Source organism: Citrobacter sp. wls718, assembly GCF_005280945.1.
GTDB classification, from domain to species: domain Bacteria; phylum Pseudomonadota; class Gammaproteobacteria; order Enterobacterales; family Enterobacteriaceae; genus Citrobacter; species Citrobacter gillenii.
Map to the genome: position 1 here is coordinate 36,086 of NZ_SZWV01000010.1, position 21,322 is coordinate 57,407.

The 21,322-nt window shown below is 51.2% G+C and carries 22 protein-coding genes; 12 read left to right on the forward strand and 10 right to left on the reverse strand.

The features are described 5' to 3' along the window. Window positions 1–15: 15 nt before the first annotated feature. The 3 genes from FDW95_RS01905 to FDW95_RS01915 are packed head-to-tail and all read right to left on the reverse strand — an operon-like array spanning window position 16 to window position 2,980. Window positions 16–1,035 (reverse strand): glycosyltransferase, encoded by a 1,020-nt coding sequence (locus FDW95_RS01905; RefSeq protein WP_115257169.1) that lies wholly within the window; start codon window positions 1,033–1,035, stop codon window positions 16–18. A 30-nt stretch (window positions 1,036–1,065) separates the two neighbouring features. Then, window positions 1,066–1,863 carry a lipopolysaccharide core heptose(I) kinase RfaP gene (gene rfaP, locus FDW95_RS01910; RefSeq protein ID WP_115257168.1) on the reverse strand — a complete coding sequence of 266 codons (798 nt, stop codon included), beginning with the start codon at window positions 1,861–1,863 and terminating at the stop codon, window positions 1,066–1,068. Next, window positions 1,856–2,980 (reverse strand): glycosyltransferase family 4 protein, encoded by a 1,125-nt coding sequence (locus FDW95_RS01915; protein WP_115257167.1) that lies wholly within the window; start codon window positions 2,978–2,980, stop codon window positions 1,856–1,858. The genes rfaP and FDW95_RS01915 overlap by 8 nt, the downstream gene beginning before the upstream one ends. 412 nt (window positions 2,981–3,392) lie before the next feature. Here FDW95_RS01915 and waaA point away from each other — a divergent pair, with 412 nt between their 5' ends. Both waaA and coaD read left to right on the forward strand, forming a co-directional pair. After that, complete coding sequence (gene waaA / locus FDW95_RS01920; RefSeq protein ID WP_115257166.1) at window positions 3,393–4,670, forward strand: lipid IV(A) 3-deoxy-D-manno-octulosonic acid transferase; 1,278 nt, start codon at window positions 3,393–3,395, stop codon at window positions 4,668–4,670. A gap of 8 nt (window positions 4,671–4,678) precedes the next feature. Continuing rightward, window positions 4,679–5,158: a pantetheine-phosphate adenylyltransferase gene (gene coaD / locus FDW95_RS01925; RefSeq protein ID WP_115257165.1), complete on the forward strand. Its 480-nt coding sequence runs from the start codon at window positions 4,679–4,681 to the stop codon at window positions 5,156–5,158. Between the two features lie 14 nt (window positions 5,159–5,172). Here coaD and mutM read toward each other — a convergent pair whose 3' ends face one another. From mutM to radC, 4 genes are all read right to left on the reverse strand, one after another. Beyond that, window positions 5,173–5,982, reverse strand: coding sequence for a bifunctional DNA-formamidopyrimidine glycosylase/DNA-(apurinic or apyrimidinic site) lyase (gene mutM, locus FDW95_RS01930; protein ID WP_115257164.1), 810 nt, complete (start codon window positions 5,980–5,982; stop codon window positions 5,173–5,175). Window positions 5,983–6,080: 98 nt separating this feature from the next. Further along, window positions 6,081–6,248, reverse strand: a complete 168-nt coding sequence (gene rpmG, locus FDW95_RS01935) for a 50S ribosomal protein L33 (RefSeq protein WP_003024094.1) — start codon at window positions 6,246–6,248, stop codon at window positions 6,081–6,083. Window positions 6,249–6,261: 13 nt separating this feature from the next. Further along, window positions 6,262–6,498, reverse strand: a complete 237-nt coding sequence (rpmB, locus tag FDW95_RS01940; RefSeq protein ID WP_003024071.1) for a 50S ribosomal protein L28 — start codon at window positions 6,496–6,498, stop codon at window positions 6,262–6,264. A gap of 275 nt (window positions 6,499–6,773) precedes the next feature. Further along, complete coding sequence (radC, locus tag FDW95_RS01945; RefSeq protein WP_096759076.1) at window positions 6,774–7,439, reverse strand: DNA repair protein RadC; 666 nt, start codon at window positions 7,437–7,439, stop codon at window positions 6,774–6,776. Window positions 7,440–7,608: 169 nt separating this feature from the next. Between radC and coaBC the strand changes: the two genes are divergently transcribed. The 3 genes from coaBC (at window position 7,609) to slmA (ending at window position 9,978) form a co-directional block, all read left to right on the forward strand. After that, window positions 7,609–8,829 (forward strand): bifunctional phosphopantothenoylcysteine decarboxylase/phosphopantothenate--cysteine ligase CoaBC, encoded by a 1,221-nt coding sequence (coaBC, locus tag FDW95_RS01950; protein ID WP_115259885.1) that lies wholly within the window; start codon window positions 7,609–7,611, stop codon window positions 8,827–8,829. Then, entirely contained in the window at window positions 8,807–9,265 is a 459-nt protein-coding gene (gene dut, locus FDW95_RS01955) for a dUTP diphosphatase (RefSeq protein WP_003827259.1), read from the forward strand. Before coaBC ends, dut begins: the two co-directional genes overlap by 23 nt. A gap of 116 nt (window positions 9,266–9,381) precedes the next feature. Further along, a complete protein-coding gene (slmA, locus tag FDW95_RS01960; protein WP_096759074.1) occupies window positions 9,382–9,978 on the forward strand; it encodes a nucleoid occlusion factor SlmA in 597 nt (198 codons plus the stop codon). Window positions 9,979–10,067: 89 nt separating this feature from the next. Here slmA and pyrE read toward each other — a convergent pair whose 3' ends face one another. Beyond that, window positions 10,068–10,709, reverse strand: coding sequence for an orotate phosphoribosyltransferase (pyrE, locus tag FDW95_RS01965; protein ID WP_115257162.1), 642 nt, complete (start codon window positions 10,707–10,709; stop codon window positions 10,068–10,070). Between the two features lie 65 nt (window positions 10,710–10,774). Next, entirely contained in the window at window positions 10,775–11,491 is a 717-nt protein-coding gene (gene rph / locus FDW95_RS01970) for a ribonuclease PH (protein ID WP_115257161.1), read from the reverse strand. A gap of 125 nt (window positions 11,492–11,616) precedes the next feature. On the opposite strand from rph, the gene FDW95_RS01975 reads away from it, so the two are divergent. Continuing rightward, the gene (locus tag FDW95_RS01975) at window positions 11,617–12,480 is read left to right on the forward strand and encodes a YicC/YloC family endoribonuclease (RefSeq protein WP_096759071.1); all 864 of its coding nucleotides are present in this window, start codon (window positions 11,617–11,619) and stop codon (window positions 12,478–12,480) included. Between the two features lie 259 nt (window positions 12,481–12,739). Continuing rightward, window positions 12,740–13,357, forward strand: a complete 618-nt coding sequence (locus tag FDW95_RS01980) for a trimeric intracellular cation channel family protein (protein WP_096759068.1) — start codon at window positions 12,740–12,742, stop codon at window positions 13,355–13,357. Here FDW95_RS01980 and ligB read toward each other — a convergent pair. After that, window positions 13,354–15,033 (reverse strand): NAD-dependent DNA ligase LigB, encoded by a 1,680-nt coding sequence (gene ligB, locus FDW95_RS01985; RefSeq protein WP_115257160.1) that lies wholly within the window; start codon window positions 15,031–15,033, stop codon window positions 13,354–13,356. The genes FDW95_RS01980 and ligB overlap by 4 nt on opposite strands. Before the next feature lie 261 nt (window positions 15,034–15,294). Here ligB and gmk point away from each other — a divergent pair, with 261 nt between their 5' ends. The 5 genes from gmk to recG all read left to right on the forward strand — a co-directional run bounded on the left by gmk (window position 15,295) and on the right by recG (window position 21,285). Beyond that, window positions 15,295–15,918 (forward strand): guanylate kinase, encoded by a 624-nt coding sequence (gene gmk / locus FDW95_RS01990; RefSeq protein WP_005122601.1) that lies wholly within the window; start codon window positions 15,295–15,297, stop codon window positions 15,916–15,918. Between the two features lie 54 nt (window positions 15,919–15,972). Next, the gene (gene rpoZ, locus FDW95_RS01995) at window positions 15,973–16,248 is read left to right on the forward strand and encodes a DNA-directed RNA polymerase subunit omega (RefSeq protein ID WP_002442542.1); all 276 of its coding nucleotides are present in this window, start codon (window positions 15,973–15,975) and stop codon (window positions 16,246–16,248) included. Window positions 16,249–16,266: 18 nt separating this feature from the next. Beyond that, entirely contained in the window at window positions 16,267–18,381 is a 2,115-nt protein-coding gene (spoT, locus tag FDW95_RS02000) for a bifunctional GTP diphosphokinase/guanosine-3',5'-bis pyrophosphate 3'-pyrophosphohydrolase (protein ID WP_096759066.1), read from the forward strand. A gap of 127 nt (window positions 18,382–18,508) precedes the next feature. Then, complete coding sequence (trmH, locus tag FDW95_RS02005; RefSeq protein ID WP_096759065.1) at window positions 18,509–19,198, forward strand: tRNA (guanosine(18)-2'-O)-methyltransferase TrmH; 690 nt, start codon at window positions 18,509–18,511, stop codon at window positions 19,196–19,198. A gap of 5 nt (window positions 19,199–19,203) precedes the next feature. After that, window positions 19,204–21,285 carry an ATP-dependent DNA helicase RecG gene (gene recG, locus FDW95_RS02010; protein WP_115257159.1) on the forward strand — a complete coding sequence of 694 codons (2,082 nt, stop codon included), beginning with the start codon at window positions 19,204–19,206 and terminating at the stop codon, window positions 21,283–21,285. Window positions 21,286–21,322 lie beyond the last annotated feature (37 nt).

Genomic DNA, 21,322 nt, shown 5'->3' on the forward strand with positions numbered 1-21,322 from the left:
TATCTGCACAGCAAACTAGTGCGACCGTGCATTATGTAGTTTATTTTTTATATACATAACGTGGCTTAGCACAGAACGGATATATTTCCGCTGCACTTTTTCATGCCGCGATTTACGTTTATATAGCTTCGCCGTATTTGCATTCAATAAAGATTTTTCCGCCCATGCGGATTTCTGATATGCTTCAATAAAAAACTTAGCTACTGGATATTTAGCCCATGTATGCCATGGCTTTGTTACTCCAACATAATGAATTAACACTGTATCATCAGTGATATAGTTTTTGTAAATTTCATCATTCTTATTTTTCAGTTCCTGATCAACACCATAAATACAGTTAAAGTCTCTTCTCAGGAAAATCACATTACCGACAAATAATATATTAAGAACATCTTGATCAAAATAAAGAAGCTCCCTTTGGCGCTCTTCTAAAATAGAAAAGGCTTTAGTTAGTAGTTGTTGCTCTCGCCAGACGGCCAGGTTGGCAAACACCACGCCAGAATTAAAATACCCATTACTCAACTCAGGAATGCCAAGTCTGGTACCAGATTTAATACGCACTTCATCAATATCATTGATTACAGCGGCATATTCCCCACAAAAATTAATTTCAGTAAGTTCTCGTAAAGAACCTTTGCAAACCACATCGGCATCAAGGTACAGCACTGAACTAATTTCAGTGCTTAAATACTCAAATGCAAAGTAGCGATAATACATTGCATAGGTCCAGGCTTTAGTGCTCGGTAATTTTCGAAATGCAGTATTATCGAAAACCAGAACCGTCACCGTCGTACTGTACATCTGCGTCAGTCGTTTTACACTTTCCAGATAGTCATCATCGACATAGTCTGTTGCTATATAGAAGTGGATATCAATATCAGGGTTATTTACCAGCACTGAGGTCATCGAGATGCCAGAACCAAATAAAAAATTACGATCAACACCATACGCAATATTTAGTTTTTTGTTCTTTTCGTGCGTAGAACTGTCAATCAAATGCTTTTGAATAATTACTTGCTGAAAATCGATGTTCATAGTGCAATGGCCTCAAAATTAATATGTACTTTAGAGCGCTTTTCTTATTGTTCTCTGTCTGATTTTTTGCGCTTTCGTAACGGCTTGTTCAAACAATTTAACTTCCTGGCGGAAAATTTCACGTAGCGGCATGGCAAAGTAAACACGTAAAAATCGATAGATATCTCTTGATGTCAGCCCGATTTCAAGTGATGAGAAATAGAGCCCAATCAAATCTTTATTGCGCCAACGGCGAGGTACATGTTGGCGTATTTGCGCACGATGCAGATCGATCACCGAGAGTTTAATATCCTCAATTTTTGAGGGCATAGGTTGTTGAAGCAAAAAGTGACAGATATAACAGTCACGATGGTTCACCCCACCACGATGCATTTTACCCACCATTTCTGCCACGCGGGTGATAATGGTCCGTTTTAATACAAAATTAGGGCGTTCAACACTCCAACTAGCGCAAAAATCTTCGAGGCTGATAGCAGGAGAGAGATCTTCAGTGATAATAAATGACGTACGCTCTAATGGATTCAGTCCTTTCTGTCCAAACGCCACCCCGGTCATGGTATCAACATTCAACGCTTGCAAACGATGAATAGCTAACCACTCTCGATCGGCCCCCAGCACTGGCATACGTAACGAAATCAGGTTTTTCACCACTTCTTTGAGCGTGGTTCCATGATGATATTTAAGAAAATATCCTTTCCCCATCATCTCAAAACGTAGAGTACGTCGCGTTTCCAACGCACGAAAAACCTCACCATCCAGTTTAGCGACTTCTGTAAACGGATCTTTTCCCTGCCACTGCGTGGCAAAGGGTTCTTTTAATTCAATCATTCTCAATGCCTAAAATGATGTCTGCAGCCCTGTCAGCCAGACTATAGAGATCTTCTGTATCAGCAAAATGCCGTGCATTTCCGGCCCAGCGACTTCTTTGCTCATTGTTTTGCAACGCATCGAAAAGTGCTGAATTCAAGTTGTTCTGCACAAACGGTTCAGGAATAACCACGCCACATTGGGCAGCATTGATATAGTCAGCATACCCGCATACTTCCGTGGTTAACACCGGCAACCCTGCAACTACTGCCTCTAATAAGACAATCCCAGCAGCTTCCTGAACAGCAGGATGCAGTAACAAATCCGCAGCAGACATCAATTCGGAGATATCATCCCGCCCCGAGAAAAACTGTACTTGTTTTTCAATACCCAATTGGCGAGCCTGAGCACGGTAACGATCTGCTTTATCCTGACCGACGACCATCAACCGCGTACGCTGGCGTAGAGGTTCAGGCAAAGACACCAGAGCCTGCAATGTACGCAGCACACCTTTACGCTTGAAATCTGAACCTACCTGCAGAAGGAAGAACTGATCGAGACCAATATCATTTTTTTCCCTGACAATCTGTCTACTGTTTTCAGGCTGCTGGCTGTACTTTCGGTCAGGGTAAATACCCGGTGGTAAAATACGAAAACGTGGATTCTCGGTATGATAATGACGTTTAAAATCGCCAATTTGTTTGTTGGTTAACATCAGTAATGTGGTATGAGAACCTTGCTGAAATACCGCCTTTTCAAACGAGGCATAATGGCGATAACGCCGCGTCAGCTTGTAAAAAAAACCTTTTTCACGGGCAACTTTTTCGGCATAACAGACATCGGCTGCATAATACACATCCAGCCCAGGCATTTTATTAAAACCAACAACACGATCAACAGGATGTTGGCTAAAATACTGTTGAACCCATTGATGATATTGCTCATTTTTCCCATGATTTGTTCTGGATGTAACTGGAACGAGTATAATTTCCAAGCCTTCAGGGCGCTCCCCCTGCCATTGTTGGGTAAAGACCTGAACATGATGTCCCCGTGCAGCAACCGTCTGCGCAACCCGCAGAAAATCACGCTGCAATCCACCATAAGGAAAATACTTGTACAAACAAAAAGCAATGATCATGCATTAATATCCGCATCGTGTCGCCAGGCATACCAAGCCAGATACATAAGGGGACTGTAATCCTTACTTGCGCTACCCAAAGATTACTCCACATGCTTCGGCCGCAAACTACCAGAAATTGCGCAATAGTATATCATTGATTATCACTCAATCCGAACTGAATGTTTTTTGAACAAAAAAATTAAATTTAATATAAAAAACAGATACATAATATAAATTCAATTTCATCGTAAAAGTCGTATCGCACGAGAAGTTAAGCCCTAATATTGGAAGCAGGTGTTTTTTGAAACGACCGCCAGGCATAACAATGCCTTGTCAACACAAGCGTTTTGGTACAACCTGGATAAAAATGATGGTAAAGCCACAGTTAAATACATAGAATCCCCAGCACATCCCTAGGTTAGCCACTATTATGCTCGAATTGCTTTACACCGCCCTTTTCTACCTTATTCAGCCCTTGATCTGGATACGGCTTTGGGTGCGCGGTCGTAAGGCTCCGGCCTACCGTAAACGCTGGGGTGAACGCTACGGATTTTATCGTCGTCCACTAAAGCCAGGCGGCATCATGCTGCATTCTGTGTCCGTGGGCGAAACACTGGCGGCGATCCCATTAGTCCGCGCCCTGCGACATCGTTACCCGGACCTGCCGATCACGGTTACCACCATGACACCAACCGGCTCAGAGCGCGTCCAGTCTGCATTTGGTACTGACGTTCAACACGTCTATTTACCTTACGATTTACCCGATGCACTCAACCGTTTCCTGAACAAAGTTGACCCCAAACTGGTGTTAATCATGGAAACCGAGTTGTGGCCAAATCTGATCGCGGCACTCCACAAACGTCATATTCCTCTGGTCATTGCTAACGCCCGACTTTCCGCCCGTTCGGCCGCAGGCTACGCGAAACTGGGTAAATTTGTTGGCAGATTACTACGTCGTATTACGTTGATTGCCGCACAAAATGAAGAAGATGGTGCACGCTTTATTACGCTTGGTGCAAAGAGCAATCAGGTGACCGTCACCGGCAGTCTAAAATTTGATATTTCCGTCACCCCGCAGTTGGCCGCTAAAGCGATCACGTTACGTCGCCAGTGGGCACCACATCGCCCGGTATGGATTGCTACCAGCACACACGATGGTGAAGAAAGCATTATCGTCGCCGCGCATCAGGCATTATTAAATCAGTTCCCGAATCTGTTACTGATTCTGGTTCCACGACATCCGGAACGTTTTCCGGATGCCATTAACCTCGTACGCCAGGCTGGGCTAAGCTATACCACACGGTCCTCGGGAGAAGTCCCGTCCTCAGGTACTCAGGTGGTTATTGGCGATACGATGGGCGAACTGATGCTGCTGTACGGCATTGCCGACCTGGCATTCGTCGGCGGCTCACTGGTTGAACGTGGGGGTCATAACCCATTAGAAGCTGCAGCGCATGCGATTCCCGTACTGATGGGACCACATACCTTTAATTTTAAAGATATTTGCGCCCGACTTGAGCAGGCAAGTGGATTGATCACCGTCACCGATACCACCACGTTGGTGAAAGAGATCTCGTCGTTGCTGACCGATGCAGATTATCGTAATTTCTATGGTCGTCATGCAGTTGAAGTTCTGTATCAAAACCAGGGCGCGCTACAGCGTCTGCTGCAGCTGCTGGAACCTTACCTGCCACCCAAAACGCACTGAGGGTTGTCATGCAAAAACGGGCAATTTATCCAGGAACCTTCGATCCCATTACTAACGGCCATATCGATATTGTGACGCGTGCAACAAGCATGTTCGATCACGTGATTCTGGCGATTGCCGCAAGTCCCAGTAAAAAACCGATGTTTACTCTGGAAGAGCGTGTTGAGCTGGCACAGCAGGCAACGGCGCATCTCGACAATGTCGAAGTACTGGGGTTTAGCGACTTAATGGCAAACTTCGCCCGCGATAAACAGGCAAATGTTCTGATTCGTGGGCTGCGTGCCGTGGCAGATTTTGAGTATGAAATGCAGTTGGCGCACATGAATCGCCACCTGATGCCGCAGCTGGAAAGCGTCTTTTTGATGCCTTCCAAAGAATGGTCATTTATCTCATCATCGCTGGTTAAAGAAGTCGCCCGCCATCAGGGGGACGTGACCCACTTTTTACCGGCGAACGTGCACCAGGCGTTAATGGTCAAGCTGAAGTAAAGGCGTTATCTACGCTATTTCTGGCAGCGACGGCAGTAGAATGTCGTTCGCTGTGCATGTTTTGTCGCAACGATCGGCGCGCCGCATGCACGGCAAGGCTCACCTTCTCGCCCATAGACTTGCAACTCCTGGGCAAAATAGCCCGGCTTGCCGTCACTTTGCAGAAAATCCTTCAGCGTCGTTCCCCCTTGCTCGATAGAGCGAAGCAAAACCGCCTTGATAACGCGCACCAACAGCTCACACTCAGATACCGACAGCGACGATGCCAGGCGGTCAGGATGGATACCAGCCGCAAACAGCGACTCGCTGGCATAGATGTTGCCAACCCCCACCACTAACTTGTTATCCATCAGCCAGGGTTTAATCGCCGTTTTCTTCTTCGCGCATTTCTGCTGGAGGTAACTGGCGTTGAAATCATCGCTCAGCGGCTCCGGGCCAAGATGCGCGAGAACATTGTGTCCCGCCAGTTCTTTGGTCCATAACCACGCCCCAAACCGCCGGGGATCGGTATAGCGTAGGACTTTGCCATTGCTCATCACCAAATCCACATGGTCGTGTTTTTCTGCCGGGCGTTCTTCAGGAAGAATACGTAAACTGCCTGACATGCCCAGATGAATGATAATCCAGCCATCCGCTAGCTCTAAAAGCAGATACTTCGCACGACGTTGTACGCTAAGCACAGGCTTATCACTAAGACGATAGATTTCTTCTGATACCGGCCAACGCAGACGCCCATTACGCACAATGGCGTGCAGAATCGTTGCCCCAACGAGATGCGGCTCAATACCACGGCGGCTGGTTTCGACTTCAGGTAATTCAGGCATAGCATCTCCGGCGGTGTATCAGGTCTCATTAATATGGGGACGGCCAGAAAACAAAAAACCCCGCCGAGGCAGGGTTTTTCTTTACATCAAAGCGAAAATTATTTGATTTTCGCTTCTTTGTATAAAACGTGCTGACGGACAACTGGATCGAATTTTTTCAGTTCCAGTTTTTCCGGCTTAGTACGCTTGTTCTTCGTGGTGGTGTAGAAGTGACCAGTACCAGCAGAAGAAACCAGCTTGATTTTCTCACGAATACCTTTAGCCATGATTTATTTCCTCTTAGTACTTTTCGCCACGGGCACGCAGTTCAGACAGAACTGTTTCGATGCCTTTCTTATCAATAACACGCATACCTTTAGCAGATACACGCAGGGTGACAAAACGCTTCTCGCTCTCAACCCAAAAACGGTGAGAGTGCAGGTTAGGCAGGAAACGGCGTTTAGTCGCGTTCAGTGCGTGGGAACGGTTGTTACCGGTCACCGGACGCTTGCCAGTAACTTGGCAGACTCGGGACATGTCTATTCTCCAAAAATCAAATTAGCTCGAGCTTCGTATGGGGTATTGGCGCCTCGTCAGGCTTCTCAGCCCGGTTATCGCAGTTCAATACACTCAATCTTTCATACTGCATCAACGTTGGATACCGAATGAATGATTTCGTATATTTGCGAACTCTCGATTGCCAGGCCCAAATGCCAAACCCGAGATTCTCAAAGGTGGCGTAGTATACGCTGAGTCAGCGATGTGCTCAAGTCCCGAACAGACAAAGATCCCGATGGATCGCGTAAAGTGCGTTAAATCCAACCGCGTTCCGCAAAAGAAACGTACTCTCCGCGCCCAATTACTAGATGATCAAGCACCCGGACATCCATGAACTGACAGCATTTCACAACACGCTCGGTGATAAGTTTATCCGCTTTACTCGGCTCTGCACACCCCGAAGGGTGATTATGCGCAAGGATCAGCGCCGACGCATTCATTTTTATCGCCTCACGGACAATTTCTCGCGGATGTACCTCGACGTGGCTGAGCGTGCCAGAAAAAAGTGTGCTGTGTTTAATCACACGATGCTGAGCATCAAGAAAGATCACCAGAAAGATCTCTCGTTCCTCTTGCGAGAACTGGCTTTGCAGAAACTCACGCGCCATTTCGGGACTCAGTAGCGAACGTTCTTCCATCACGCGCACGTTGTAGTAACGCTTTGCCAATTCGGCAATACCTTTTAGCTGGGCATACTTCGCCACGCCAATACCCTGAACCTGGCTGAAATCCATGTAATCGGCCGATAACAGACCATACAGAGAACCAAAATTTTGCAGTATCTCTTTTGCCAGCGTCAGGACATCTTTCCCTCGCGAACCGGTACGTAAAAAAAGTGCCAATAGCTCAACATCCGTCAGCGAATCTACCCCCAGAGCCATCATTTTTTCCCGGGGCATCGAACATTCCATCTCTTCCATGCTTCTCCTCCCTTAGCCCGCGAATGGTTACATAACACCCGCCATGAAGCGACGTCCTGTTTTCACTTCTTCGTGACGCCTCGCAAAGTGCTTCCCGGCAAAAGCACGTCGCATTGAGGATTGTGATAAAATATCCGCCTTCTGGTGAAATCCAACAGGAAAGATCATGATGAGCCTGGCCGGTAAAAAAATCGTAATTGGTGTCAGTGGCGGTATTGCTGCATACAAAACCCCCGAGCTGGTACGCCGTTTACGGGAACGTGGCGCAGACGTCCGCGTGGCAATGACCGAGGCGGCAAAAGCGTTTATTACGCCCCTGAGCTTACAGGCGGTTTCGGGCTACCCCGTTTCCGACAGCTTGCTTGACCCCGCAGCAGAAGCTGCGATGGGTCATATTGAACTCGGGAAATGGGCCGATTTAGTTATCCTGGCCCCCGCCACGGCTGATTTGATTGCGCGCGTTGCCGCTGGCATGGCCAACGATCTGGTGTCAACGATCTGCCTGGCAACGCCTGCGCCTGTTGCCGTCTTACCGGCCATGAACCAGCAGATGTACCGAGCCGCCGCAACACAGCACAATCTCGGCGTTCTCGCGTCACGTGGCTTGCTCATTTGGGGACCCGACAGCGGCAGCCAGGCCTGTGGCGATGTTGGCCCTGGCCGTATGCTGGATCCGTTAACCATTGTGGATATGGCGGCGGAACATTTTTCACCTGTCAATTCCCTGCAACATCTCAACATCATGATTACGGCTGGCCCAACACGCGAGCCGCTTGATCCGGTGCGCTACATTTCTAACCACAGTTCCGGAAAGATGGGTTTCGCCATCGCCGCTGCGGCAGCAAAGCGCGGCGCTAATGTCACGCTGGTGTCAGGTCCCGTGTCATTAGCCACGCCGCCTTTGGTGCAGCGTATTGATGTCGTTACGGCGCTCGAAATGGAAGCTGCCGTGCAATCAGTCGTACAGCAACAGCATATTTTTATCGGCTGTGCCGCCGTCGCTGATTATCGCGCAGAAACCGTAGCCCATGAAAAAATCAAAAAGCAGGCGACGCAGGGTGATGAATTCACAGTAAAAATGGTCAAAAACCCGGATATTATCGCCGGGGTTGCCGCACTCAATGCTAATCGTCCTTTTGTCGTTGGGTTTGCCGCCGAAACAAATAATGTGGAAGAATATGCCCGGCAAAAACGTATCCGCAAAAACCTTGATGTGATTTGTGCAAACGATGTTTCACTATCTACTCAAGGATTTAACAGCGACAGCAACGCATTACACCTTTTCTGGCAGGATGGAGATAAAGTCTTACCGCTTGAGCGTAAAGAACTCCTGGGCCAATTATTACTCGACGAGATCGTGACCCGTTATGATGAAAAAAATCGACGTTAAGATTCTGGACCCACGCGTAGGGCAACAATTTCCGCTCCCGACGTACGCCACCTCTGGCTCTGCCGGACTTGACCTGCGCGCCTGTCTTGATGACGCCGTAGAACTGGCTCCGGGCGCGACGACGCTGGTGCCAACCGGGTTAGCCATTCATATCGCCGACCCTTCGCTGGCGGCGGTAATGCTTCCACGCTCCGGGTTGGGCCATAAGCACGGTATCGTACTTGGCAACCTGGTCGGCTTGATTGACTCCGATTATCAGGGCCAACTGATGGTATCTGTCTGGAACCGTGGCCAGGACAGCTTCACTATCGAGCCGGGTGAGCGTATTGCACAGATGGTCTTTGTGCCGGTCGTGCAGGCTGAATTTAATCTGGTGGAAGAATTTGAAGCCACCGATCGTGGCGAAGGCGGCTTCGGCCATTCCGGGCGCAAGTAACCCGTAGAGAAGTATCCCACAGCGTAATAACGCAATAACATACCGCAAACCGTCGTTTGCGGTCGCTGTGTGGATGCCTGCCTGGCAAGTGCTTATTTTCAGGGGTATTTTGTAACATGGTAGAAAAGCAAACTGCGAAAAGGAATCGTCGCGAAGAAATACTTCAGTCTCTGGCACTGATGCTTGAATCCAGCGATGGAAGCCAACGCATTACGACAGCAAAACTGGCAGCCTCTGTTGGCGTTTCCGAAGCGGCATTGTATCGCCATTTTCCCAGCAAGACCCGCATGTTCGATAGCCTGATTGAGTTTATCGAAGATAGTCTGATTACCCGTATCAACCTGATTTTGAAAGATGAAAAAGACACCGGCGCACGCCTGCGTCTGATCGTGTTGCTGATTTTAGGGTTCGGTGAACGTAACCCCGGCCTGACGCGTATTCTGACCGGTCACGCACTGATGTTTGAGCAAGATCGTCTGCAGGGCCGCATTAATCAGTTGTTTGAACGCATCGAGGCCCAGCTGCGTCAGGTCCTGCGAGAAAAACGGATGCGTGAAGGTGAAGGTTACGCCATGGATGAAACGCTGCTGGCCAGCCAGTTACTGGCTTTCTGTGAAGGTATGCTGTCTCGTTTTGTGCGCAGCGAATTTAAATACCGTCCAACGGACGATTTTGACATCCGCTGGCCGCTGATAGTCGCACAATTGCAGTAATCGCTGATTGCCCGGTGGCGCTACTACGCTTACCGGGTCTACAGAAAGTGCGTAGGCCGGATAAGCGTAGCGCCATCCGGCAGTTCTGATTATACGCCGTACGTTTCGCGATACGCCCGCACTGCGGCCAGATGTTCCGCCATCTCCGGCTTCTCTTCCAGATACGCAATCAAGTCTTTCAGGGTAATGATTGAAATGACCTTGCACCCATAATCACGCTCCACCTCCTGGATAGCGGAAATCTCACCACGACCCCGTTCCTGACGATCGAGAGAAATCAGAACCCCAGCTAACATCGCACCATTCGCCTGGATTATCTCCATCGACTCACGAATCGCCGTACCGGCGGTGATCACATCATCCACCAGCATCACACGGCCCTGCAATGCGCTGCCGACCAGGTTACCACCTTCGCCGTGGGTTTTCGCCTCTTTACGGTTAAAACAGTACGGCAAATCTTTATCGTGGTGTTCTGCCAGCGCAACGGCGGTCGTTGTGGCAATAGGAATACCTTTGTACGCAGGGCCAAACAGCAAATCGAAATCAATACCGGAATCCACCAGCGCTTCGGCATAAAAACGGCCTAACAGTGCCAGGTCACGCCCGGTATTAAACAGTCCAGCGTTGAAGAAATAGGGGCTCTTACGCCCGGATTTCAGCGTAAACTCGCCGAACTTTAGTACCTGCTTGCTAAGCGCAAACTCAATAAACTGGCGCTGATACGGTTTCATGGATTCGCTCCTCATCTCACTTTATAACAGACAAAAAAAAGGCGACTCATCAGTCGCCTTTAAAATTAATTTTCTAACGCCGCCTTCTGCGTCGTTATGATGGATTCAATTCCCCCTCGGGCCAGTGCCAGTAGGGTGAGAAGTTCTTCATGGCTGAACGGTTCGCCTTCCGCCGTGCCCTGCACTTCAATAATGCGACCGTCTTCGGTCATCACCACGTTCATGTCGGTTTCTGCCGCAGAGTCTTCAACGTACTCTAAATCGCAGAGCGCTTCGCCATTCACAATACCCACGGACACCGCAGCAACCATCCCTTTCATTGGGTTGGTTTTCAGCTTACCGCTGGCAACCAGTTTGTTCAGCGCATCAGCCAGCGCAACACAAGCACCGGTAATGGATGCAGTACGGGTACCGCCGTCTGCCTGAATCACGTCGCAGTCCAGGGTGATGGTGAATTCGCCAAGCGTTTTCAGGTCAACGGCGGCGCGCAGCGCACGCGCGATCAGACGCTGAATTTCCATGGTACGGCCGCCCTGCTTACCTTTCGCCGCTTCACGCGCGTTACGGGTATGAGTCGCACGCGGTAACATGCCATATTCTGCGGTGATCCAGCCTTGTCCCTGGCCCTTCAGAAAGCGCGGCACGCCTTCATCAATCGAGGCGGTGCACAGTACTTTGGTATCACCAAATTCGACCAGCACGGAGCCTTCAGCGTGTTTTGTATAATTACGGGTCAGGGTGACGGGACGCACCTGGTTGGCACTACGACCTGCTGGACGCATGATAAAATCTCCGGCTTGAAACGAATGTGGCTGCGCATTATACGGAGTTCCGACGGTTATTCCTATCCTGACAAGACATGGATGGCTATAATCCTCCCATCTCATCTTCAAAAACAGGAACGTCTATGATCCGCAGCATGACCGCCTACGCCCGGCGTGAAATCAAGGGTGAATGGGGTAGCGCTACCTGGGAAATGCGCTCGGTAAACCAGCGTTATCTGGAAACCTATTTTCGCCTGCCGGAACAGTTCCGTAGTCTTGAGCCTGTTGTACGCGAACGCATCCGCACGCGTCTGACACGCGGTAAAATCGAATGTACGCTGCGTTTTGAGCCTGATGCCAGCGCGCAAGGTGAGTTGCTCCTGAATGAAAAACTCGCTAAACAGCTCGTCACCGCCGCAAACTGGGTCAAGATGCAGAGCGATGAAGGCGAAATTAATCCGGTTGATATCCTGCGCTGGCCGGGTGTCATGGCGGCCCAGGAACAAGACCTGGACGCTATTGCCGCAGAGATCCTTGCCGCGCTCGATGGCACGCTGGACGACTTTATTGTCGCACGTGAAACCGAAGGCCAGGCGCTAAAAGCGTTAATCGAACAACGTCTGGAAGGCGTCAGCACCGAAGTGGCGAAAGTCCGCGCGCATATGCCGGAAATCCTGCAGTGGCAGCGTGAACGTCTGGTTGCCAAACTCGAAGACGCACAGGTTCAACTGGAAAATAACCGTCTTGAACAAGAGCTGGTGCTGATGGCGCAGCGTATCGATGTGGCGGAAGAATTAGATCGTCTGGAAGCCCACGTTAAAGAAACCTATAACATCCTGAAGAAAAAAGAGGCGGTCGGCCGTCGTCTGGACTTTATGATGCAGGAATTCAACCGTGAATCGAACACCCTCGCCTCTAAATCCATCAATGCCGAAGTGACTAACTCAGCCATTGAGCTGAAGGTATTGATCGAGCAAATGCGCGAGCAGATTCAGAACATCGAATAGGTCATCTCCTCACGTAGCCCGTCGATAAAATGGCGGCGCTACGCCTGCTTTTCAACTATCCGCTTATTTTATCGCCACTTCGAATTATATTTTCTCATCATCTATGCTCAGTTTTTATAGCTTAAAGTGCATACCATCTGGCATGCTTAGTAAATTCGCATTAGCTGTAGTTATTAAAACCACTTCGCCTTAGAAAATCTCAATCGTGACAACGAGCACAAATCGCTAACCTTAGCCCCCAGGAAATCAGGGGGAATACATGCTGTTACACGTTTTATACTTAATTGGCATCACTGCTGAAGCCATGACGGGTGCACTGGCGGCAGGCCGTCGTCGCATGGATACATTTGGCGTTATTATTATTGCCACCGCGACAGCCATTGGCGGCGGGTCCGTCCGTGATATTCTTCTCGGCCATTATCCTCTCGGCTGGGTGAAACATCCTGAGTACGTCATTATTGTGGCGACCGCCGCGGTGCTAACCACAATTATTGCTCCCGTCATGCCCTACCTGCGCAAGATTTTCCTCGTACTGGATGCACTAGGCCTGGTGGTGTTCTCGATTATCGGCGCACAGGTTGCACTTGATATGGGACATGGACCAATCATTGCCGTTGTAGCAGCAGTCACCACCGGTGTCTTTGGTGGCGTATTGCGCGATATGTTCTGCAAACGCATTCCGCTGGTGTTCCAGAAAGAACTGTATGCCGGGGTGTCATTTGCCGCTGCCGTACTGTACATCGTGCTACAACATTATGTTTCCAATCACGATGTGGTCGTTATCTCCACCCTGCTATTCGGCTTTACTGCGCGATTATTGGCGCTGCGCCTGAAGCTAGGGCTGCCGGTGTTCTATTATCACCATGAAGGCCACTAAGGCATAAATCCGGTAACGCGCTGAGCGGCCAACCAGTTGCTCAGCGCGTTGACTTGCCGATTATCCCGCCATTGAATCACCTGTCTGGCACGACGCTCCCCCGTGGAGGGAAGCTGGCGCCAACGGCTCTCATCGCACGCCTGTAATTGCCGCCAGGTACTCTTGTGACTGACGTTAAGTGTTACCTGTGTTAACGGTATACCCATGGCGATTAGCCAGCGAGTAAAAGGACGCTGCCGTGACAGATTGAATTGATGCCACAACTTCTCTCCCTTGCTTACCCCAAGCGCGGACTGTAATTGCTCTGGGGTTAATGCCAGCCACGAAAAGATATGTTCAAAGCGATACGCCTGATGGAGTTCCCGCCATCCCGCCTCGCCGATACCCTCAAGATCCAGCACCTCTTTTGCACTCAGCCAGACCAGTCGAGCAACAAACTGTTGCTGACACTCAGGCGTGGCATAAAAACAGGTCAATGAATTGAAGTGCCCCTCTGGGGGCGTAGGTTTAGTACGTTGAGTGCCGCGCCAGACAACTTCATCGATGCGAGGAATGCCCTGTCCGGCCAGGCTTATCAGGAGGTGATCGCCTGGGGCAATATCCCATTCATTCCAGCGCCTTACAGAGCCGACATTGACACGCTGCACCCGTTTATCATCCAGCATGACAGGTGCCAGTATTGCGACCACGGCAATTTTCCCACTTTTACCAACAGAAAACTGAATATCCATGACCTCGGACACGCGAGCGACCGGAGAATATTTCCAGGCCACCACCCAATCGCCCTGTCCGGGTAACCAGTTTCGTGCTGGCGGCTCTTTTGCCATGCGCACCACCACACCATCCGTCACGAAAGGCAATGTAGAAGTCCACCAATGTGTACGGGCACGCTCGACCTCATCTGCATTATTCACGGGCTGAGTATAGTGTTGTGTAAAACCGAACCCCGCATCAGCGAGCAGCGTGAGTCTTTCCTGCATCGCCTCTGGGCCATCAGGCCAAGCCCAGATGAAAACAGCCAGGGAGTGTAGTGACTCTGGATTATCCTGACGCATCAGCATTCCTGCCACCTTCGAGCGGGCGTTCATTCCGCCTCTCTTTTGCTGGATATGCCCCTCCTGCTGTAGAAATATTTTACCCTGTAAGGTGCTGTTCGCCAGCAGACCTTTAGTTGTCTGCGGTATGGAAGGGATCCGACGAACCTTCTGGGTCCAGTCTTCCCCTTTAAGTCCATTTCCGCGACTAATCGCCCTGACAAGACTGCCATCCTTATAAATCAGCGTCACCGCAACCCCATCGACCTTCGGTTGTACCCATACATCGCTGCGGTTACGTAACCATTGTTGTATCGCGGGTTTATCTGCAAGTTTACGGACACCGGTATGGGGAATGGGATGCGATATCGTCCCGCTAATCGGTGGGGCAACCACCTCGGCTTGAGGCTCCTCATCAAAACAGCGCTGCCACTGCCGTAATTGCGCATTGAGTTGGTCATAAACGCCATCGTCTACAGCACTGACCCCCTGCTGCCAGTAGCTGGCATCCCACTGGGTTATCTGCCGTTGTAGCTGTGAAATTTCCTCATGAGCCCTGGCTGGCGACCAGACCGGGCACACAGCCCATACGGGTAAGTGCCCTAGCAGCAAAATCAGCACCATGTATTTCCTTATTGCCATCACTACCTCCGCTGTAGGTTGTATTACGCGGCAGGTATAGCGCGAAGCGGCAGAGAATCCGAGTGGTAAAAAGCCATCCTGCGAGGAGCTTTCCGGTCATTTTTACTTGTTGCAGCAACTCTGCGATAAAACAGGAAAAAGATACGCAAAACGCAATAATCCTGCGCAAAAAGTGTGACAAAGACTACGTCGTATAGCGGCTACGTGTATAATAAGCCCGTATGTAGGCTCTCTTTCGACAATCACATACATAAGATACTCATGGCTCAAGGCACGCTTTATATTGTTTCTGCCCCCAGTGGCGCGGGTAAATCCAGCCTGATTCAGGCTTTATTAAAGACCCAACCGTTGTATGACACCCAGGTTTCTGTTTCGCACACCACGCGCGCACCGCGCCCGGGGGAAGTGCATGGTGAACACTATTTCTTTGTGAACCATGATGAATTCAGGACCATGATTGGCAGAGATGCGTTTCTGGAACACGCAGAGGTATTCGGCAATTACTACGGCACCTCGCGTGAGGCAATTGAGCAAGTACTGGCATCGGGCGTAGATGTCTTTTTAGATATCGACTGGCAAGGTGCGCAGCAAATTCGTGAAAAAATGCCGCATGCACGCAGTATTTTTATTTTGCCGCCTTCTAAGATTGAACTGGACCGTCGCCTGCGTGGGCGTGGTCAGGATAGCGAAGAAGTGATCGCAAAACGTATGGCACAAGCTGTTGCAGAAATGAGCCATTACGCCGAATATGATTATCTGATTGTGAATGATGATTTTGATACTGCCCTGGGCGATTTGAAAACGATCATTCGCGCCGAACGTCTGCGCATGAGCCGCCAAAAGCAGCGCCATGACGCTTTAATCAGCAAACTGTTGGCAGACTGAACCCACATTCAGTATCATGCCCAGTCATTTCTTCACCTGTGGAGCATTTTAAGTATGGCACGCGTAACTGTTCAGGACGCTGTAGAGAAAATTGGTAACCGTTTTGACCTGGTACTGGTCGCCGCGCGTCGCGCTCGTCAGATGCAGACAGGCGGAAAGGATCCGCTTGTACCAGAAGAAAACGATAAAACTACCGTAATCGCGCTGCGCGAAATCGAAGAAGGTCTGATCAACAACCAGATCCTCGACGTGCGTGAGCGCCAGGAACAGCAAGAGCAGGAAGCCGCTGAATTACAAGCCGTTACCGCTATTGCTGAAGGTCGTCGTTAATCACAAAGCGGGTCGCCCTTGTATCTGTTTGAAAGCCTGAATCAACTGATTCAAAACTACCTGCCGGAAGACCAGATTAAGCGTCTTCGGCAGGCGTATCTCGTTGCACGTGACGCTCACGAGGGCCAGACACGTTCAAGCGGTGAACCCTATATCACGCACCCGGTAGCAGTAGCCTGCATTCTGGCCGAGATGAAACTCGACTATGAAACGCTAATGGCTGCGCTGCTGCATGACGTGATTGAAGATACCCCCGCCACCTACCAGGACATGGAACAGCTTTTTGGTAAAAGCGTTGCAGAACTGGTTGAAGGGGTATCGAAGCTTGATAAGCTTAAGTTCCGCGATAAGAAAGAGGCGCAGGCCGAAAACTTTCGCAAGATGATTATGGCGATGGTGCAGGATATCCGCGTCATTCTCATCAAACTTGCCGACCGTACCCACAATATGCGCACGCTGGGCTCATTACGCCCGGACAAACGTCGCCGTATTGCCCGCGAAACCCTCGAAATCTACAGTCCGCTGGCGCACCGTTTAGGTATACATCACATTAAAACCGAGCTGGAAGAGTTGGGTTTTGAAGCGCTGTACCCGAACCGCTATCGCGTGATTAAAGAAGTGGTTAAAGCCGCACGCGGCAACCGCAAAGAGATGATTCAAAAAATCCTCTCGGAAATCGAAGGGCGTTTGCAGGAGGCAGGCATTCCGTGTCGCGTAAGCGGTCGCGAGAAACACCTGTACTCGATCTACTGCAAAATGGTGCTCAAAGAGCAGCGTTTTCACTCGATCATGGACATCTACGCGTTTCGCGTTATCGTCCACGACGCCGACACCTGTTATCGCGTACTTGGTCAAATGCACAGCCTGTACAAACCCCGTCCTGGTCGCGTGAAAGACTATATCGCCATTCCGAAAGCGAACGGATATCAGTCTTTGCACACCTCGATGATCGGTCCGCACGGGGTTCCGGTTGAAGTACAAATTCGTACTGAAGACATGGACCAAATGGCGGAGATGGGGGTTGCTGCGCACTGGGCATATAAAGAGCACGGCGGTGAAAGCAGCACCACAGCGCAAATCCGCGCACAGCGCTGGATGCAAAGCCTGCTGGAACTGCAGCAGAGTGCCGGTAGCTCATTTGAATTTATTGAAAGCGTCAAATCTGATCTCTTCCCGGATGAGATTTATGTTTTCACACCGGAAGGGCGCATTGTTGAACTGCCTGCCGGTGCAACACCTGTCGATTTCGCTTATGCCGTGCATACCGACATCGGTCATGCCTGCGTCGGTGCACGCGTCGACAGACAGCCTTACCCGCTTTCGCAGTCGCTTTCCAGCGGCCAAACTGTTGAGATCATTACCGCTCCGGGCGCGCGTCCGAATGCGGCGTGGCTTAACTTTGTCGTTAGCTCGAAAGCCCGCGCCAAAATTCGCCAGCTGTTGAAAAACCTCAAGCGCGATGATTCCGTTAGCCTGGGTCGCCGTCTGCTTAACCATGCCTTAGGCGGCAGCCGTAAACTGGCTGAGATCCCGCAGGAGAGCATCCAGCGTGAGCTTGAGCGCATGAAGCTCGCCACGCTTGACGATCTGCTCGCGGAAATCGGCCTGGGGAATGCCATGAGCGTGGTGGTAGCGAAGAACCTCCAGCAGGGTGACGCATCTGCGAATGTTCCTGCGCAATCCGGCCACGGCCATCTGCCGATCAAAGGCGCTGATGGTGTGCTGATCACCTTCGCGAAATGCTGTCGTCCCATCCCAGGTGACCCGATTATCGCCCACGTCAGCCCGGGGAAAGGTCTGGTCATTCACCATGAATCCTGTCGTAACATCCGTGGTTACCAGAAAGAGCCAGAGAAGTTTATGGCGGTAGAATGGGACAAAGAAACGGAGCAGGAATTCATCACCGAAATCAAGGTGGAGATGTTTAACCACCAGGGTGCTCTGGCTAACCTGACGGCGGCAATCAACACCACGACTTCCAATATTCAAAGCCTGAATACGGAAGAAAAAGACGGTCGCGTCTACAGCGCCTTTATCCGCCTGACCGCTCGCGATCGCGTGCATCTGGCGAATATCATGCGCAAAATCCGCGTAATGCCGGACGTTATTAAAGTCACACGTAATAGAAATTAGCGCTTACACAAAATCATTCGAATTGCATCAAGGCGGCAAGCGAATGAATCCCCAGTAGCGTACAGAAGTACGTGACTGGGGTAAGTAAGTGCAGCCAACGCCGAGGCAGTTCGAAGGATGAAGTGTAATGAACTCAAACCGTTATGCGCGTATTTGTGAAATGCTCGCCAGGCGTCAGCCCGATCTGACCGTCTGCATGGAGCAGGTCCATAAACCTCATAATGTTTCTGCGATCGTTCGTACCGCAGACGCGGTCGGCGTGCACGAAGTCCACGCCGTCTGGCCGGGTAGCCGCATGCGCACCATGCTCTCTTCTGCCGCAGGCAGTAACAGCTGGGTGCAAGTTAAGACCCACCCGACTATTGGCGATGCGGTCACCCATTTAAAAAATCAGGGCATGCAGATTCTGGCGACGCATCTCTCTGATAAAGCTGTCGATTTCCGCGAAATTGATTACACGCGCCCCACCTGCATCCTGATGGGTCAGGAAAAAACCGGCATCACCCAGGAAGCGTTAGACCTTGCGGATCGGGATATCATCATTCCTATGACCGGCATGGTGCAGTCATTGAATGTCTCGGTTGCCTCCGCACTCATTCTGTATGAAGCACAGCGCCAGCGGCAAAACGCCGGCATGTACCAGCGAGATAACAGCATGCTGCCGGAAGACGAGCAGCAGCGCCTGCTTTTCGAAGGGGGTTATCCGGTGCTGGCCAACGTCGCAAAGCGCAAAGGTCTCCCTTACCCCCACGTCAATACGCAGGGCGAAATTGAAGCCGATGCCGCGTGGTGGGCCACTATGCAGTCAGCGAGATAAATCCGATGAAAGGCCGTTTACTGGATGCCATTCCACTTAATTCCCTGACGGGCGTTGGCGCAGCGCAAAGCAGTAAACTGGCTAAAATCGGCCTGCACACCGTACAGGATCTCCTGTTACACCTTCCTCTGCGTTATGAAGACCGCACGCATCTGTACCCAATTGGCGAGCTTTTGCCGGGCGTCTACGCCACCGTAGAAGGAGAAGTGCTGAACTGCACTGTCACCTTCGGTGGTCGGCGAATGATGACCTGCCAGATAAGCGACGGTTCCGGCATCCTGACGATGCGTTTTTTCAACTTCAGCGCGGCAATGAAAAATAGCCTGGCGACAGGTCGGCGAGTGCTGGCCTACGGTGAAGCCAAGCGCGGGAAATACGGGGCAGAGATGATCCACCCGGAATACCGCGTACAGGGCGATCTCAGCACCCCGGAACTGCAGGAAACGCTCACGCCAGTTTACCCAACCACGGAAGGGGTTAAGCAGGCTACGCTGCGCAAACTTACCGATCAGGCGCTGGATTTGCTCGATACCTGCGCCATTGCCGAACTGCTGCCGCCCGAACTGTTACAGGGCATGATGAGCCTACCGGAAGCGCTGCGCACGCTGCATCGTCCACCGCCATCGTTACAGCTCAGCGATCTAGAAACCGGACAACATCCGGCGCAGCGGCGCCTGATCCTCGAAGAGCTCTTAGCCCATAACCTCAGTATGCTGGCATTGCGCGCCGGGGCGCAGCGTTTTCATGCCCAGTCACTGAGTGCCAACGATACGTTGAAAAACCAGCTGCTGGCCGCGTTACCCTTTAAGCCCACAGCCGCACAGGCGCGGGTGACCGCTGAGATCGAACGCGACATGGCGCTGGATGTCCCGATGATGCGCCTGGTACAGGGTGATGTCGGATCTGGTAAAACCCTGGTCGCCGCGCTCGCTGCCCTACGGGCTATTGCCCACGGTCAGCAGGTAGCGCTGATGGCACCAACCGAACTACTGGCCGAACAGCATGCGAATAACTTCCGTAGCTGGTTTGCCCCACTTGGCATTGAAGTCGGCTGGTTGGCCGGTAAGCAGAAAGGTAAAGCGCGTCTTGCCCAACAGGAAGCCATTGCCAGCGGGCAGGTACAGATGATTGTCGGTACACACGCCATTTTTCAGGAGCAGGTTCAGTTCAATGGTCTGGCGCTGGTGATTATCGACGAACAGCACCGCTTTGGCGTTCATCAACGTCTGGCTCTATGGGAAAAAGGTCAGCAGCAGGGTTTCCACCCGCATCAGCTGATCATGACTGCCACGCCGATCCCGCGTACTCTGGCAATGACCGCCTACGCCGATCTCGACACCTCGGTGATAGACGAACTCCCGCCGGGTCGTACGCCGGTCACCACGGTCGCCATCCCGGATACCCGTCGCAGCGATATTATTGATCGCGTGCGCAACGCCTGTACCCATGAAGGACGTCAGGCTTACTGGGTCTGCACGCTGATTGAAGAGTCTGAATTGTTAGAAGCCCAGGCGGCAGAAGCCACGTGGGAAGAGCTGAAAATTGCCCTACCGGAACTCAATATTGGTCTGGTGCACGGACGCATGAAGCCCGCCGAGAAGCAGTCGGTGATGGCTGCCTTCAAGCAGGGAGAACTGCATCTGTTGATCGCCACCACGGTGATTGAAGTCGGCGTGGACGTCCCCAACGCCAGCCTGATGATTATCGAAAACCCGGAACGTTTAGGTCTGGCCCAGCTGCATCAGCTACGCGGCCGCGTCGGTCGTGGCGCGGTGGCCTCCCACTGCGTGCTGCTCTACAAATCACCGCTGTCAAAAACCGCGCAGAAACGCCTGCAGGTCCTGCGAGACAGTAACGACGGATTTGTGATTGCGCAAAAGGATTTGGAGATTCGCGGCCCCGGAGAATTACTGGGGACACGTCAGACGGGGACGGCGGAATTCAAAGTAGCGGATTTACTACGCGATCAGGCAATTATTCCGGAAGTTCAGCGCATTGCCCGTCATATTCACGAACGTTACCCACAACAGGCGGTGGCGCTGATTGAACGCTGGATGCCGGAAACCGAACGCTATTCCAACGCGTAATCGATAAATAGCGGCGGCGGTTGTCACACCGCCGCAC